Here is a 15683-nt window from a genome sequence, read left to right on the forward strand (position 1 = left end):
CGCTTTTATAGGCTTTTCTAGTCATAGCCGCAGTTTTAGGCAACATCCACTTATGGTATTGGCGGCATTGCTATCCACTCCCTGTCTTCAGATTTACTTTATAAATCAGCTCTAAGTCCAACTTCAGAGCGTTGCTAATCTTGTAGTTCAAGCCGACACCAGCACCCAAAGATCCAATCCGATAAATGGGGTTGCGTTCGGCAAAGCGGGATAGGGCATTATTGCCACCGCCATTGCCTTCAAAATACGGGTTAACTGTGTCAGCGTAATAGTGATGCAGTCCATTAGCAGCAGTGAGGGTAACAGTTATATCACTTCTCAATGAGAGGGAAATACAGCGATAGGGGTCTACAGGTAGCTAGCTGTAGACCCTTATCGCGAACTGTATAGAACGCAAGTAAAAATGCTATATGAGTGCAAGCTTACTCTTAAATCAGTATGGGCACTGCCGTGCCGTGACTGTAGCCTTTAAGACCTGGTTCCCGTGACAATGTAGGCAACTCGTTGACCAATATTGGTGGCGTGGTCTGCCATTCGTTCCAAATGCCGAATGATCAACCCCATCAACAGAATCGGTTCAACCACCCCTTTGATATCCCGCTGAAAGGCTAAGGTTTGATAAACCGTTTCGTAAGCGCTATCCACGGCATCGTCTTGCTGCTTGACAGCTTTCCCGGCGGCTGCGTCCAAATCTGCCAGCGCGACTAAACTCGACGCCAGCATGGCTTGAGCATGATGGGACATTACCTCAATCTGCGGTAGGCAAGAATGAGGCGGGTAAGGAAAGAGTTTAATCGCAATTTCTGCTAGGTCTTTGGCGTAATCACCAATGCGTTCTAAGTCTCGCACCAGCTGCATACAAGCACTGAGTAAACGCAAATCCTGTGCAACCGGAGCTTCCAGGGTCATTAAAGTTGCACAATCTAGCTCGATTTGGCGATAAAATCGGTCAATTTGTTTATCCAATAAGGGAATTTCCCTAGCGGCTGCCAGGTTACGGGAAAACAAGGCTTGATGCGAGAGGCGAAAGGAGTTTTCTACTAAGGCTCCCATTCGCAAAACATCCCTTAATAAGCCCCTAGTTCTGCGATCGAAGTGTATCCGTTCCGTATGCACGTGTTTAGAGGAAAGCATTCACCTCTGCTGGTAGAAAAACAAAACGACTGTACTCTCTAAGATGGCTTAAATTTGTTGATTTGGCTGTATGCATATAGACTAAATGAAAACCTATCGTAGGATAGATGTAATCTCTAGGGGCTGATTTTGGAAGGTACAGTTAATAACTTAACGATCCAAGTTCAGTCGCTGAAACCCTTGAAAAATCATTTAGTCGAATCATACTTTGGTCATCTTAGTGTTTCAGAACCCTTTTAAATTGTGGGTTCTGTCTGACTAGCATGATTGGTTAATACTAATTTTCCTAAATGGTGCAAAAAACTCAAAGTGAATATCGAAACTGCAACGATGGCTAACCTTAAATTTCAAGCGGGGATTGAAAGGAAGGTAATTCAATTTGCAGCCATGCGCCGCCGGTTTCTGGATGATTCTTCGCTTTGACGGAGCCGCCATGAGCGATGACAATTTGCCGCACAATCGCTAAGCCTAAACCGCTGCCAGTCGTTACTACAACTGACAATTCTTCAGAAGTTCCAGAGGAGTTGTGCTGACGCCGCCTGGAGGGATCTCCTCGGTAGAGCCGCTCAAAAACATGGGGTAAATCGAACTCAGGGAACCCAATCCCTGAATCAATAATATTGATCTGAACCAAGTTAGGGATATCCTTATTCGGAATAAGATTTACTTCAACACGGATAGCCCCTTCAAGGGGACTGTATTTAATGCTGTTGTCGAGTAAGTTGAGAAATACTTGGGTGAGACGAGATGCGTCGGCTTTGATGAGTAAGGTGTCGGAACCAGAATAGCTGAAGCTGAGTTGCTTTTGTCGTGCTAAAGGCTCTATTGTTTCCCAGGCAGAGTGAATTAAGCTTCGCAGTTCTACTAATTTTAGGGTGAGGTGTTTGCTGGGATCTTGCTCTAAGTGGCTTAGTTCTAGCCAGTCTTGAACTAGGTTCATTAGTCTGTTGACTTCTGGCAGGAGGCGGTCAATTAATGAGCGCTCTTTTGTAGACTGCAAGCGTTTTTGCAAGGTTTCCGTTACCAAACGGATGGAGGTGAGGGGGGTTCTGAGTTCGTGGGCTAAATCAGAAACCCAGCGATCGCGCGATTGGGAAAGTTCGATTAAAGGTTGGCGATTTTCTAGAAATACACCCACTTGTCCGTAGGCTAAGGGCAAGCTAGATGCGCGTAAAGTAAGCGATCGCATCTCCCCAATTACCGCTGCATCCGAACAATCTGGGTGAAATACCCACTCTTGTTCACAAGGCTTTTGCTGGTGTCGAGTTTGCTCAATTAGCTGATCGAGTTCATAGGATCGCACTAACTCCAGCAGCAAACGCACCTGTCCCGGTTCCCATCGATGAAGCTCTAATAAAATGCGGGCTTGCTCGTTGCACCAAATCAACTGGTTTTCTTCATCCACCTCTAGATAGCCGATGGGTGCCACTTGCAGAATCTCTTGATTCATTTGCAACTGCGTCTTTAGCTGAAGAGACTGCTGATTTGCCAAAGCAATTCCACTGCGTAGCTGCGAAACCAGCGGTAAAGATACCCCAATTACACTTGAAGGTAGCAACCCAAGAATTTGCTCTAACTGGCGGTAAAGCTTGTTCCGCCGCCAGATCCAAAACCCAATTCCTAAAGTTAGCCCCACAAAAAATGCGATGAGGGTCATTTAAGCTATCAGTTGAAAATACAAAGTTAGTAGAGGTGGGTGTCAATAAACGTAAGGTGATGGGAATGGTTGGGGGGAGTGATTCATAAAAACAGCACCTCTCAACCATCGACCGCTACCAGCCATGTTTAGTTGTGCCCCTCTACTGATGAAGAAGGAAGGTTGAAAATTCATACTTCCTTCTTCATATTGCATCTTTTAGCCGAACCGATAACCAAACCCACGTACCGTAATTACGTATTCTGGTTGGCTAGGGTCGCGTTCTAATTTTTCTCGCAACCAGCGAATGTGAACGTCTACTGTTTTACTGTCCCCCACAAAATCTGGACCCCACACCTGATCGATCAACTGCTCCCGCGACCAAACTCGACGCGGATAACTCATAAATAAGTCCAGCAAGCGGAATTCTTTGGGTGATAGGTTAACTTGCTCGCCCCGAACAATCACGCGACACTCTTGGGGATAAAGCGTCACATCCTTGAATTGCAGCACTGGCGCTTGGGGCAATCCGCCAAGTCGTTGGCGTCGCAATAAGGCACGACAACGGGCAATTAACTCCCGCATACTAAATGGCTTGGTTAAATAGTCATCCGCTCCCACTTCTAGACCTAAAACTCGGTCAGTTTCAGTTGCTTTAGCACTGAGAATCAAAATCGGGACTGGATTTCCTTGATACCGTAACAAGCGACAAAGATCCAAGCCATTGACCTGAGGAAGCATTAAATCGAGAATAATCAGGTCAAAGGGGAAATCTACCGTAGCAGGGGTCTCACCCTGAAGAAATGTCAAAGCGGTACGCCCATCGGCGGCTGTTACCACCTCGAAACCTTCCTCTTCTAGAGCCAAAACTATCATTTCCCGGATGAGATCCTCATCTTCAACAATTAAGATCTGGCTCGTTCGCCCTAATTCTGGACTAGATGGGTTCTTCGGGAGGTCGAGGGAAAGCATAATTGGGGAACTTGAGAGTGTAATTCCATCCTCATTCATACAACAAAATTGCTGCCTCAGAGATTCCTTTTCGAGTACATGACCCCTCAACCCAGCTAGGATGGAGTCGGTGCGCTGTTTCGCCCAAATTTATCTTTAGCGATCGCCCAACATTTCTGATTATTCTGATTATGCTGCTGCACTTAAGTACCTGGCCTGAAGTAGAAGTCTATCTCAACCGTTCTCAGGGGATAATTTTCCCGATTGGTTCGACAGAGCAACACGGGCCAACTGGGTTGATTGGGACAGATGCAATTTGTGCAGAAGCGATCGCGCGCGGGGTCGGCGAAGCGATTGACGCAATGGTAGCCCCTACTATCAATGTTGGCATGGCGCTGCACCATACGGCTTTTCCTGGCACAATTAGCCTGCGCCCCAGCACCATGATTCAGCTAATTCGAGACTATATCCTCTGTTTAGCTAAGGCTGGATTTACCAAATTTTTCTTTATTAATGGTCACGGCGGTAATATTGCGACGCTAAAGGCGGCTTTCTCGGAAACTTACGCTCATTTAGCTGATTTAAATATTCCTAATGCCCAGTTAGTGCAGTGTCAAGTCGGCAACTGGTTCATGTGCAGTTCTGTCTACAAGCTGGCAAAAGAGCTATATAAAGACCAAGAAGGTTCTCATGCCACCCCTAGTGAAGTTGCCCTCACTCAGTACGTCTATCCAGAAGCCATTAAACAAGCGCCCCTCTCAGATCAAGTCGCTTCTGGACACCCAATTTATGGTGCTACTGATTTCCGTAACCGTTATCCCGATGGGCGTATGGGTTCTAATCCCGCTTTGGCAACACCCGAACACGGCAAGCAATTTTATGAATTAGCCGTAAAAGAACTCAGCAATGGATATCTGGAATTTTTGAATGCAAACTGAGCGCTTCTTTTCTTTATTTAGGTCTTTATTTAGGCAAATTGAGTAAAATCTGCTCAATTTCCTACTAGACCTATAAAATCGTTCTCGTTTTACGCTTAGCGGGCACTAAGAGTACACAATCCTGCCCACAAGACGATAAATGCCAGTATAGCTTTTCCAATATCCAGACCCGCTCCCAGCAATATTCCAAAAACACACCCTACAAACCCTAAAAGCAGGAACGCGCAAAAGAGCAAGCGGCGGTTGCGTCGGCTGATTTGCATGGGGTTTCCCAAAATCCATCCACTGTGCGTATCAAAATTTGTACGTGTGCTTAAAGGTGAGCTTTCGGAAGAGTTGTACATAATATTTATAAAATACAGGCGTCTACTTAAAAATACTTACATAGCTTGCTATGAATTCCCAGTAGGTTCACGGAATCTTTATCAAAAAAATATCTTGATTTACCTACAAATAGAGTAGGTAAAACTATAAAGCTGCTATTTCCTTGGCTTTAAGGAGTTTTACTGAATATTAATACTTAACTAAATTATGAAGATTAGATAAAGCTTCCGTATTCTTCGATTTGTTTTTGTGGTTAGCAGAATATCAAACTTGGGCAGGATGTAAATGAGGACAGGTGTTTATTTAGTTACAGTTGTATAAAAATAGACAAGAAACAATTTGGGGCGATGCGATCGCATCCTCATCAGACAGAATCAGACAGAGTGCAAGCGATCGCGCTCAAGAATTTGTCTTTGTTTGCACTTGCCCGGTCATTTCAAAAATTGTTGCCTAGTATCTTCTATTTACAAAGCCCAAAAGCCACTCAGGACGTTTTGGCTAATACAACAGGCTGTAGTTGCCAAAGCAACCATGCAGTGAATGCTGTCAATAGTGCGCCTATCCCAAAACAAACGCTATACCCAAAGGTAGCAGCAAGGTATCCGCTTCCCAAGCTACCCAGTGCGCCTGATGCCCCAATTATTGCGTTGTAAAACCCAATTGCCGAACCTTCCTTGTCTTTGCCAGCCAGTATACCCACTGCCGTGCTACTAGATACAGCGATCGCTGCCCAAGTAATACCGCTTAATATCTGGGCTAATCCAACGAACGCCAGACTGCTCGGTTGAGGCGGAATTAAAGCCAACAAGACAAAAATTCCAAAAACGCCACCCCTGAGAGCGGTAGCCTGCGCTTGGAGTTTGATACCAGGTCGCTGATGCACCCAATGACCGACAGGAACGTACAACCAAGACTCTATTGTTGACTTAACTAAGGCAATTAAGAATACCTGAGTATTCGTAGCTTTTAATGTGTTGGTGAGAAAAACCGGGAAGGGCACAATAACCAGGTTGATGGCAACGAAAAATAGTAAAGAACATAGATAATAACGCCCTAAAGGGCTTCCTAGTGGCTGAACCGCTTGGCTCAGAGTGCTTGGGCGCAGTACAAAGTACAGGGCGCGAGATGGGTAAAAAACTGCTCGCCTTTCAATCACTCCTACAGTCAATTGTCCTAGCAGTTTCGGATTAAATTTTCGGCGTTTGCGAACAAATTTCGGTTCTTTTACCCAAAGAAAGCACAGAAGTAAACTCAGCGACGAAACAACACCTGCAAATAATAATAATCCGCGCATTGCTGCAACATTACTCACGAATTTGGAAGCAAAGTTGAGCCAGGTCATCCCGAATAGAACACTAGCGACAAAACTCCATCCTGTTACCTGATAAAATTTACCGAAAAACTTAGGCCACTCCTGTTCGGGAAAACTATCCAGTACCAATGCTGAACCTACTGGGGTAATCGTTGCCATGAAAAAGCCCCCCACACTGCCAAGAATTAATACTTGTGAGAGGTTATCGCTAAAGCTGAGCATTGATGTGCAGAGAGTGAATCCCAGAAATCCCAATATCAAGAAGGGAGTACGATAGCCCATCTTATCTGATAGGTTGCCCCATAAAATGAAGGCAAACATACCTACTAGGGCGATCAGTGAGTTTACTTTAGCGACATCAGCGACGGTTCCCCCTACTACCTGAATGATAAATAGGGGCATTAGTATAATTAGTAGACCTTCGCCTATTTTATAAGGAACAAAAGCGAAAAACCATAATGGAACTGAGCTTTCAAGCTTCCACGCGTTTTTCTTGGTAGTAATATTCATTGCTAAATTAAACTTAATCTGGGTGCTGGATTGGCTGTAACTCTCTGTTAAGGTTTACCAGAGTTCTTCATCAGTAACAGGATCGATTATCTGCACCCAGACGGTTAATTATTATTAACCCTTTTCTCAATTCAGCCTATTTTTTTTTATTTGTGCATCAGTAATATTACGGATAAAATTGCGATGAATATTAACAAATAAAACTATTTGGTTTTATAAAAAGTTTATTTTATTAAGGGATTGAAAGTTAAATTTCTATAATTTGGGATTTAAATAAATTCATTTTTTGAGGCAATATACAGCAAGCCTAAATGATGCGGGAAAGCGAGATCCCTGACTTCCTAGAGAAGTCGGGGATCTGAAGAGCTGGCTCACAACTTAAATAGAATTGCTATATTCGCTTTCTCCTTGGTTCCGCTTAATAACGGTTTTTGAGAAAGCGTATATTACAAAAATTGGTGAAATGGATAGATTCCAAAATGATACAAGATGCCTAGAAAACGCAATAAAGGCGATCGCGCATCATTCCCCAAGCGCTACCACTTGCACCTTAATGCCGTCTATTCATCATCATCATCTAGCATTTCTTCATCATCATGATGATGAGAGGCTGGGATAGCAGCAATGATGGCATCGATAACTTTGGCGACGGGTACAATTTCTAATCCCAATTCTGGGAAAGTTTGCCCTTTGGGGACAATTGCTCGCTTAAAGCCTAGTTTGGCGGCTTCTTTCAGGCGCAGTTCCATTTGGGAGACAGCGCGGACTTGTCCGCCTAAGCCAACTTCGCCAATTAAGACAGTGCGGGGATCGACGACGCGATCGCGAAAAGAAGCCACAACTGCGATCGCCATTCCCAAATCAACAGCGGGTTCTTCTACACTCAAACCGCCCGCTGAAGCCACATAAGAATCTAATTTAGATAAAGGGATGCCGACTCGTTTTTCTAATACTGCCAAAATTTGTAGCAGTCGGTTGTAATCAACACCCGTCGTTGAGCGGCGGGGGGAACTATAACTGGTTGGACTCACTAAGGCTTGCAGTTCCACGACAATCGGGCGAGTGCCTTCGCAGGCGACGACAAGGGCGGTACCCGGAACCACTTCGTCCCGATTGCCCAAAAATAACTCCGAGGGATTAGAAACTTCTCGGAGTCCTCGATCTGCCATTTCAAAAACGCCAATTTCGTGAGTTGCGCCGAAGCGGTTTTTAACAGAACGCAGAAGCCGATGAGAAGCAAAGCGATCGCCTTCAAAATACAATACGGTATCTACTAGGTGTTCTAGGACTTTTGGCCCAGCGATCGCGCCCTCCTTAGTAACGTGTCCCACAATCAGCAGGGTGATACTCTCTCTTTTTGCCACCTTCATCAATGCAGCAGTACATTCCCGCACCTGCGCCACCGATCCCGCTGCCGACGTTAGAGACGGTAAGTAAATCGTCTGCACGCTATCAATTACTGCCACATTCGGTTTCAGAGATTCCAACTCCCTGATAATCTCTTCTAAATCGGTTTCCGCCAGCACATACAGATCCGCACCCGCTGAGATAGATGTCACCGGAGTCTCTACAGATGTCTCTACAGATGCCTCTATTTCTGGCTGGAGAGACACGCGATCGCCGTTTTTTTCCCGATCCGGATTCAGGTTGCTAACACCCAAACGCGAAGCTCGCAGTTTCACTTGTTGTCCCGATTCTTCCCCACAGACATAGAGAATGCGATACATCTGCGACATCTGATTCGCCGTTTGCAGCAGCAGCGTTGACTTACCAATGCCCGGATCGCCACCAATTAACACCAAAGAGCCAGGAACAACCCCCCCGCCCAGTACGCGATCAAATTCTCCATAACCAGAAGTCCAGCGCTCCTGATACTTGTCGGTAATTTGCGCGAATGTCAGCGATGCTCTCGCCTGGGGCGCTTTGGCAGCTAATTTTCCATTGCGCTGTGAGCTTTGCAAACCCCGGCTGGGAAGGGAAGAATTAAGCTGGGACACAAACTGCTCTTCCAGGGAGTTGTAGGTGCCGCAGGTGGGACACTTGCCAAACCATTGTGAAGATTCTGACCCACATTCGTTACAAACATAGTTAGTTCGCGGCTTTGCCATGCACCATTCTCGATTTGTTAAAGAATCTTAATAAATCGCAAGGAATAAGAGAATATAAAAATCCAGCAACTGTGAGGATTTCAGGCTTTCCAAACCGACTAAACAGAATGATATCTTAATGTAATGGTATCTAAAATTAACGATTAGAAATCGGAACTTAAGGAGCGTTGACGAGCTTGGAAAGCCATAAAGAAAAAATTCTGGTAGTTGACGATGAAGCTAGCATCCGTCGCATTCTGGAAACGCGCCTTTCCATGATTGGCTACGATGTCGTGACGGCTGCCGATGGAGAAGAAGCGCTGGATACCTTTCGCAATGCCACTCCTGACTTAGTAGTTTTGGATGTGATGATGCCAAAGCTAGATGGCTACGGCGTCTGTCAGGAATTGCGGAAGGAATCGGATGTGCCAATTATCATGCTAACGGCTTTAGGGGATGTCGCCGACCGCATCACTGGTTTAGAGCTGGGTGCAGATGATTACGTTGTCAAGCCTTTTTCCCCTAAGGAACTGGAAGCCCGCATCCGCTCTGTGTTGCGGCGGGTAGACAAAACGGGTGCCTCTGGGATTCCCAGTTCTGGGGTCATCCATGTCGGGAATATCAAGATTGACACCAATAAGCGGCAAGTCTATAAAGGCGATGAGCGGATTCGACTCACCGGAATGGAATTCAGCTTGCTGGAGTTGTTAGTCAGCCGTTCTGGAGAACCTTTTTCCCGTTCTGAGATTTTGCAAGAGGTTTGGGGATATACGCCAGAACGCCACGTAGACACTCGCGTGGTGGATGTGCATATCTCACGACTCCGGGCAAAGTTGGAAGACGATCCAAGCAATCCAGAGCTAATACTGACGGCGCGAGGCACTGGCTATCTGTTTCAACGGATCATTGAGCCGGATGAACTCTGAACTGAAGGATGAAGAATGAATTACGTTAAAAGGTGAGAAAATTTCTACTCTTTTATTCCTACTCATTCCTCAGCCCTTAATCCTCAGCACTAAGAAAATGGCTAAGCCAGATCAAAATCAGGTTCTACGACAACTCCCTCTTGTGGTTGGTGGGTTGGCAGGGGTGCTGCTGTTGATTAACCGTTTATTGACACCGCAGCTAGCGGATTCTCAAGCTCGTTCGGATGCGTTGGGCGTGATAATCAGTGCGGTGTTAATTTTAACGGGGTTGCTGTGGCAGCAAGTACAGCCGCGATCGCCTGAAGCTGTCGAATTGATCGGCGAGGAAGGGTTTGAACTAGCACCCGACTTACCGGAAGCCGTAAAGATAGAACTGGCTTGGGCATCGCATCTGTTGCTCGCGAACACTGGGACGCGATCGCTCGTCGTTTGGTACAAAGGACGAGTGTTGTTGCGGCGGGGTATCTTAGGCGTCAACCCAGAAGTAAAACCAGGGCCGATTCTACAGCGGGTGTTGGAAAAACAAAAACCCGTTTATCTAGTGGCTCTAAAAATATACCCAGGACGGATTGAATTTGACTATCTACCAGAGAATACTCAAGGAGCGATCTGTCAGCCGATTGGCAATCAAGGCGTCTTGATTTTAGGTGCCAATGCTCCGCGCAGTTACACCAAGCAAGATGAAAACTGGATAGCTGGGATTGCTGAAAAACTAGACGTTACTCTCAGCTACCACTTAGATGATGTTGCACCCGCTGGAATTTAAATATCCATGACGATTCTCTACTGGCTTCTCGTTGTCCTCATGCTCGTTGGCGTCGTGGGCGCAGTGGTTCCCGGCATTCCTGGAACTAGCTTGATTGTGATTGCTATTGTGGTTTGGGGAGCCGTTCACAGTTTTAGCAGCGTGTCTGTGGCGCTGGGCGTTGCTATCCTAGTGTTGCTACTTAGCGTTGGCGTCGATCTCTTAGCAACCTACTTGGGGGCGCAACAAGCAGGGGCTAGCAAGTGGGGGCAGATTGGAGCCATTGTTGGCTTGGTGTTGGGCTTTTTGGGATTGTTACCCGCTTTTCTAGTTGCGGGGCCACTAATCGGAATTTTGATTGGACCGCTACTGGGAGCGATTACTGGAGAGTTTCTCTACCGACGCGATTTAGAATTTGAGCCAAGAATCAAGCTAGCACTGAAAGCCGGGATAGGCATTGTGGTGGGTTCGCTGATTGGGAATTTGATTCAGGGATTACTCGCGATCGCCGCCGTGAGCGTATTCTTATACACAACTTGGCCCTTTGGATCTGGGGCATAAGAAATTTAAATCGAATTGCACTGGCTTAAGCTTAGCGTTACCCACAGCTCTGCCCTGAAACAAATTTCGGGCTAGCTAATCCCTAAAGTTAGCTAAAGCCAACTGGATAGCGATTTCAATTTGTTTCAATGGGTTTGCGTGGTGAAGCCGGAAATTTATTTTACGGCTCTTAAATCAGTGCCATTCGCGTTAAGGTAGGAAATTTTTAAGAAACATAAACCTGGCGATAATAAGCTTGGTACTCCTCAGACAGTAACGGTTCCCACCAATTGCGGTGAGTGAGATACCATTCAACAGTGCGTCGTAAACCTTCTTCAACCGTTACAGAAGGAGTCCACCCTAACTCAGTTTTTAATTTAGTGCTATCAATCGCATAGCGACGATCGTGCCCCGGTCGATCCTTCACAAATGCGATCAATTTTTTGCAAGGATGCACGGGTAAATTAGGGGCTAATTCATCCATTAGCTGGCACAACATATTCACTAAGTCAATATTTTTAACTTCATTATTGCCGCCAATATTGTAGGTTTCGCCCAGTTTGCCGCGATGAATCACTACATCCAAAGCGCTACAATGATCGCCTACATACAGCCAATCCCGTATGTTCTGCCCATCTCCATAAACTGGCAGAGATTTGCCGATTAAAATATTGATGCACATCAAGGGAATTAGCTTTTCAGGAAACTGATAAGGGCCGTAATTGTTAGAGCAATTGGTGATAATGGTGGGGACGCCGTAGGTGTGGTGATAGGCGCGGACTAAGTGATCGCTACCCGCTTTTGAAGCAGAATAAGGACTATTCGGAGCATAGGGCGTTGTTTCTGTAAATGCGCGATCGCTGGGGTTTAGGCTACCGTAGACTTCATCAGTGGAAACATGAAGAAATATCCCCTCTTGCCTTCCTTCCCAATGTTTCCGAAAAGCTTCTAGTAGGGTGAATGTGCCGACAATATTTGTTTGAATGAAGGCACCGGGACCTAGAATTGAGCGGTCAACGTGGGATTCAGCAGCAAAGTGAGCCACTGTATCAATATTTTCTTCTTGTAAGAGTGAGTCTAATAAAGCGCGATCGCAAATATCCCCCTTGACAAACCGAAAATTTTCTTGCCCCTCCAAGGACGCCAAATTATAGCGATTCCCTGCATAAGTGAGCGCATCTAGTACCACCACTCGATCGTCAGGGTAAGCCTTACCCCAATAATGCACAAAATTGGAACCAATAAACCCAGCCCCACCTGTCACCAACAACCGACGGCTTCCTCTCATCAAACTCTCTCCTTTTCTTCCCTCTGCGGACTCTGCGTCTTGGCGGTTCGTTTATTCTTCTTCTAACAACGCCAGTAAAGCCGCCTTCATCTCTTCTGGACTGGTGGTTGCCGTTCCAAATTGGCGCACCACGATACTAGCCGCCAAATTTCCCAAAACCGCCGCTTCCCAGAATGACGCCCCAACAACTAAGCTTAGCGTCAGCGCCGCTACCACAGTATCTCCAGCGCCAGTCACATCAAACACATCGGTACGGTTGAACGCTGGGATATGCTGCTCCGTCCCGCCGCGGTCAAACAAACTCATCCCCTCTTCACCGCGAGTAATCAGCATTTGCTGAGCTTGAGTCAGTGCCAAGAGGTCGCGTCCAGCTTGGGTGATTTGCCCAGACGCGATCGCGTACCCTACCGCTTGCTCCGCCTCCGGCAAATTTGGCGTAAACAGCGTCGCCCCTTGGTATCTTTGGAGACCGACTTGAGCATCCACTATTGTCTTCTGGTGAGACAACGCCGCCTCAATTACAGGCTGAGTAAAAACGCCATCGCCATAATCTGAGCAAACTACTGCATCCACTGTATCTAGATGTTGCTGAATATACTCAGCAAGCTGTAGCTGCAAATCTTGATCTGGCAACTCATCCGATTTCCGGTCAACGCGCACAATCTGCTGAGTCACTGACTGCCGAGCATGACCAGAAATCCGGGTTTTCGTCACCGTCGGGCGGTCTGGATCGAGCAACATTCCACTGGTATCAATTCCAGCTGCCTCAAAGATATGGCGCAATGCTTGCCCCTGGTCATCCTTTCCGACTAATCCAGCCACCTTCACCTGTGCCCCCAGCGTTGCCAGGTTATAAACGGCATTCGCTCCACCCCCAGGCACCTGCCGGGTATTTTCGTGGCGCAGAATCAATACAGGTGCTTCACGAGAAATTCGTTCCACTTGACCCGTCAGAAACTCATCGAGGGTGAGATCCCCGACAACCAGCACCCGTGCTTGGGCAAAGTTATCCAGTAGCTGAATTAATCGCTCAGATGAATTTTGCAGCTGAGCCAAGAAGGAAGCATCTAAAGCCATAGAGGAAGTCGCAAAAGTCCAAGGGTTTATTATCCTGCAAGAGGGCGCTTTTAATGAATCCAGATGGATTCCAACCACTAGCCGCTTACTCCCACGTGAGTTTTGAGTTTATTGAGAGTTGTAGGCTAGCTTGAAGAACGAACCTCAACACGCATAAGTATTGGTTGGGGTTCGTTCCTCAACCCAACTGACTGTCTAATACTGTCTTCGCTTCTTGTGAACTATGTTCAGGGTGTCTGTTGAGAATTTTGAGAATCCGGAGATTCTTGTGGTTTTCTCGGCTCAGGTGAGTTTTGAGAATTTTGAGAATCTTGCGGTTTTTTGGACTCCGAGGATTCTTGAGATTCCCGTGGTTTTTGAGACTCAGAGGATTCTTGAGAATCTCGTGGTTTTCTAGAATCTTGAGCTTCTTGAGAATCTCGTGGTTTTCTCGGCTCAGGGGAGTTTTGGGAATTTTGAGAATCTCGTGGTTTTTGAGACTCAGAGGATTCTTGAGAATCTCGTGGTTTTCTAGAATCTTGAGCTTCTTGAGAATCTCGTGGTTTTCTCGGCTCAGGGGAGTTTTGGGAATTTTGAGAATCTCGTGGTTTTCTCGGCTCAGGGGAGTTTTGGGAATTTTGAGAATCCCGCGGTTTTTGAGACTCAGAGGATTCTTGAGAATCTCGTGGTCTTCTAGAATCTTGAGCTTCTTGAGAATCTCGTAGTTTTCTCGGCGCAGGTGAGTTTTGGGAATTTTGAGAATCCCGTGGTTTTTGAGACTCAGAGGATTCTTGAGAATCTCGTGGTTTTCTAGAATCTTGAGCTTCTTGAGAATTTCGAGCTTCTCGTGAAGCTGTCATCGGCGGACAATCTTTTTCGTTGTACGCAAACTTGACCTGAACAACATAAACTTGTTCCTTTGCACCAAAGGAATGAGCCTTAACGACTTCCTGCGCTTTCTCATTCAAAATGTTGTAACCAGAACTCCTAAGCAGTTCGGTCGTGACACTACCTTTAGCATCCACCTGCGCCCCAACTAAAGCAGTTGCTTCCGGCTTCTTAATAAAGCACGCACGAAATTGAGAAGTCAGCGTAATTTCTTGTTCTTTCGATGGGACTTTGTTGAGTCTAGAACCCCAACCCGCTAACTTTTGTCTGTAATCGTCATCACGAGTGCCATTTCCGTCATAGGCGTAGTTTCGACGTTGCTGCCGTATATCAGCAAGGACTTGCTGCCGTTGCAGTTCGCGCCGCGCCATTGCTATTTGTTGTGGAGAAAGAGGAGGCGTCTGTTGTCCGGAAGTCGCTGGAGGTTGTTGCTCAGAATTTTTAGACGTTTGTTGTTCGGAATTCGCTGCTATTTGTGATTCCGAATTCGGTGTCTGTTGTCCAAAATCAATTGACCTCTGTGGCTTGGGATTGCTAGGCGTCTGTTGTCCAAAATCGATAGGGGGCTGTTTTCCAGAAGATTCCTCAGAAGGGTTGAAAGGTGTCTGTTGATCGGAAGTGGGCGGTGGCGGCGGAAACAGACTGGAAATGTCGTCCTGCCCCGGCTGGACACCAGCGGGCAATCCCTGAAACAGGCGACGGCGAATCTCTTGCTGTGTCACCTTCCGAGAACCTGATTGGGGAACTTTGGGGGGATCGGGAAGCCGTCCTACGATAAAGTTTGGGTTGTTGGGATTGAAAGGATTTTGCCTAGCTCTTTGCTGACGGCGATCGCTCGATCTCTGAAAAATCTCCGGCAACCCAGCCCCAGTGTTAGGTTGCGGTGTGGAGTTCAGCGGAAATTTGTAGGGTGGGGAGCTAGGGATCGGCGGCAATACGGAAGACGGCGGCGGCAAAGGTGGCAACAGCTGGGTTTGGTTGGGAATGGGTGGCAGCGACACGGGCGGCGGTGCAAGTTGCGGAATGCGGCTTTGCTCTGCCGGTGTTAACTCCACAACTTTGACAGTCCCTCGCGGCTTCTGCTCTTCCGGTTTGGAGGACGCGGATAAACTGGGAAGGGTCATCGCCAGCACTCCGTGGATGCCCACGGAAGCCAAAGCTGCAATCAGAGGCGGCTGAGTTAACTTTTCAGGCAGGTTTCTAATGAATGAGAGATAGGACATAGCAGGTAAGTTACACTCCTCAGCGACAGGACAGGCTGGGAATCAGGTCAGGTGGGTACGTGCGGCAAGCACGCGATCGCGATCAAAACAAGCACTCCGCTTTTATATTAGTTTCAGATTCTGAA

14 protein-coding genes are annotated in these 15683 nt (G+C 46.8%); 5 read left to right on the forward strand and 9 right to left on the reverse strand.

Annotated elements, in window-relative coordinates; translation table 11 throughout:
* Positions 1-70: 70 nt before the first annotated feature.
* The 4 genes from NC997_RS11515 to NC997_RS11530 form a co-directional block, all read right to left on the reverse strand.
* The gene (locus NC997_RS11515; RefSeq protein ID WP_190525593.1) at positions 71-322 is read right to left on the reverse strand and encodes a hypothetical protein; all 252 of its coding nucleotides are present in this window, start codon (positions 320-322) and stop codon (positions 71-73) included.
* Positions 323-468: 146 nt separating this feature from the next.
* Positions 469-1134, reverse strand: a complete 666-nt coding sequence (gene phoU / locus NC997_RS11520) for a phosphate signaling complex protein PhoU (RefSeq protein ID WP_190415204.1) — start codon at positions 1132-1134, stop codon at positions 469-471.
* Between the two features lie 340 nt (positions 1135-1474).
* Positions 1475-2791, reverse strand: a complete 1317-nt coding sequence (locus NC997_RS11525; protein ID WP_190429550.1) for an ATP-binding protein — start codon at positions 2789-2791, stop codon at positions 1475-1477.
* Between the two features lie 198 nt (positions 2792-2989).
* Entirely contained in the window at positions 2990-3742 is a 753-nt protein-coding gene (locus NC997_RS11530) for a response regulator transcription factor (RefSeq protein ID WP_190415208.1), read from the reverse strand.
* A 170-nt stretch (positions 3743-3912) separates the two neighbouring features.
* On the opposite strand from NC997_RS11530, the gene NC997_RS11535 reads away from it, so the two are divergent.
* Both NC997_RS11535 and NC997_RS11540 read left to right on the forward strand, forming a co-directional pair.
* Positions 3913-4659 carry a creatininase family protein gene (locus tag NC997_RS11535; RefSeq protein ID WP_190525594.1) on the forward strand — a complete coding sequence of 249 codons (747 nt, stop codon included), beginning with the start codon at positions 3913-3915 and terminating at the stop codon, positions 4657-4659.
* Positions 4660-5296: 637 nt separating this feature from the next.
* Positions 5297-5437, forward strand: coding sequence for a hypothetical protein (locus tag NC997_RS11540; protein ID WP_190525595.1), 141 nt, complete (start codon positions 5297-5299; stop codon positions 5435-5437).
* Between the two features lie 30 nt (positions 5438-5467).
* On the opposite strand, the gene NC997_RS11545 is transcribed toward NC997_RS11540, so the two are convergent.
* Complete coding sequence (locus NC997_RS11545; protein WP_190525596.1) at positions 5468-6805, reverse strand: MFS transporter; 1338 nt, start codon at positions 6803-6805, stop codon at positions 5468-5470.
* Between the two features lie 560 nt (positions 6806-7365).
* The gene (gene radA, locus NC997_RS11550) at positions 7366-8913 is read right to left on the reverse strand and encodes a DNA repair protein RadA (RefSeq protein WP_190525597.1); all 1548 of its coding nucleotides are present in this window, start codon (positions 8911-8913) and stop codon (positions 7366-7368) included.
* A 176-nt stretch (positions 8914-9089) separates the two neighbouring features.
* Here radA and rpaB point away from each other — a divergent pair, with 176 nt between their 5' ends.
* From rpaB to NC997_RS11565, 3 genes are all read left to right on the forward strand, one after another.
* Positions 9090-9818 (forward strand): response regulator transcription factor RpaB, encoded by a 729-nt coding sequence (rpaB, locus tag NC997_RS11555; RefSeq protein WP_190525598.1) that lies wholly within the window; start codon positions 9090-9092, stop codon positions 9816-9818.
* Between the two features lie 97 nt (positions 9819-9915).
* Entirely contained in the window at positions 9916-10584 is a 669-nt protein-coding gene (locus NC997_RS11560; RefSeq protein WP_190525599.1) for a cofactor assembly of complex C subunit B, read from the forward strand.
* A gap of 6 nt (positions 10585-10590) precedes the next feature.
* Positions 10591-11124: a DUF456 family protein gene (locus NC997_RS11565; protein WP_190427552.1), complete on the forward strand. Its 534-nt coding sequence runs from the start codon at positions 10591-10593 to the stop codon at positions 11122-11124.
* 205 nt (positions 11125-11329) lie between these two features.
* Here the strand turns inward: NC997_RS11565 and rfbB are convergent, their stop codons facing one another.
* The 3 genes from rfbB to NC997_RS11580 all read right to left on the reverse strand — a co-directional run bounded on the left by rfbB (position 11330) and on the right by NC997_RS11580 (position 15558).
* Positions 11330-12391 carry a dTDP-glucose 4,6-dehydratase gene (gene rfbB, locus NC997_RS11570; protein WP_190525600.1) on the reverse strand — a complete coding sequence of 354 codons (1062 nt, stop codon included), beginning with the start codon at positions 12389-12391 and terminating at the stop codon, positions 11330-11332.
* 51 nt (positions 12392-12442) lie between these two features.
* Positions 12443-13468, reverse strand: a complete 1026-nt coding sequence (gene rfaE1, locus NC997_RS11575; protein WP_190525601.1) for a D-glycero-beta-D-manno-heptose-7-phosphate kinase — start codon at positions 13466-13468, stop codon at positions 12443-12445.
* A gap of 227 nt (positions 13469-13695) precedes the next feature.
* Positions 13696-15558, reverse strand: coding sequence for a hypothetical protein (locus NC997_RS11580; RefSeq protein WP_190525602.1), 1863 nt, complete (start codon positions 15556-15558; stop codon positions 13696-13698).
* Positions 15559-15683 lie beyond the last annotated feature (125 nt).

Origin of the sequence: Trichocoleus sp. DQ-A2, from assembly GCF_039961915.1 — a bacterium.
Taxonomy (GTDB): Bacteria; Cyanobacteriota; Cyanobacteriia; order Cyanobacteriales; family FACHB-T130; genus FACHB-T130.

Excerpts from the sequence above, each read along its gene's own strand:
- rfbB (WP_190525600.1), bottom strand. The coding sequence starts at position 12,391 with ATGAGAGGAAGCCGTCGGTTGTTGGTGACAGGTGGGGCTGGGTTTATT.
- radA (WP_190525597.1), bottom strand. The coding sequence starts at position 8,913 with ATGGCAAAGCCGCGAACTAACTATGTTTGTAACGAATGTGGGTCAGAA.
- NC997_RS11535 (WP_190525594.1), top strand. The coding sequence starts at position 3,913 with ATGCTGCTGCACTTAAGTACCTGGCCTGAAGTAGAAGTCTATCTCAAC.
- rfaE1 (WP_190525601.1), bottom strand. The coding sequence starts at position 13,468 with ATGGCTTTAGATGCTTCCTTCTTGGCTCAGCTGCAAAATTCATCTGAG.
- NC997_RS11565 (WP_190427552.1), top strand. The coding sequence starts at position 10,591 with ATGACGATTCTCTACTGGCTTCTCGTTGTCCTCATGCTCGTTGGCGTC.
- NC997_RS11580 (WP_190525602.1), bottom strand. The coding sequence starts at position 15,558 with ATGTCCTATCTCTCATTCATTAGAAACCTGCCTGAAAAGTTAACTCAG.
- NC997_RS11525 (WP_190429550.1), bottom strand. The coding sequence starts at position 2,791 with ATGACCCTCATCGCATTTTTTGTGGGGCTAACTTTAGGAATTGGGTTT.
- NC997_RS11560 (WP_190525599.1), top strand. The coding sequence starts at position 9,916 with ATGGCTAAGCCAGATCAAAATCAGGTTCTACGACAACTCCCTCTTGTG.
- NC997_RS11545 (WP_190525596.1), bottom strand. The coding sequence starts at position 6,805 with ATGAATATTACTACCAAGAAAAACGCGTGGAAGCTTGAAAGCTCAGTT.
- NC997_RS11530 (WP_190415208.1), bottom strand. The coding sequence starts at position 3,742 with ATGCTTTCCCTCGACCTCCCGAAGAACCCATCTAGTCCAGAATTAGGG.
- phoU (WP_190415204.1), bottom strand. The coding sequence starts at position 1,134 with ATGCTTTCCTCTAAACACGTGCATACGGAACGGATACACTTCGATCGC.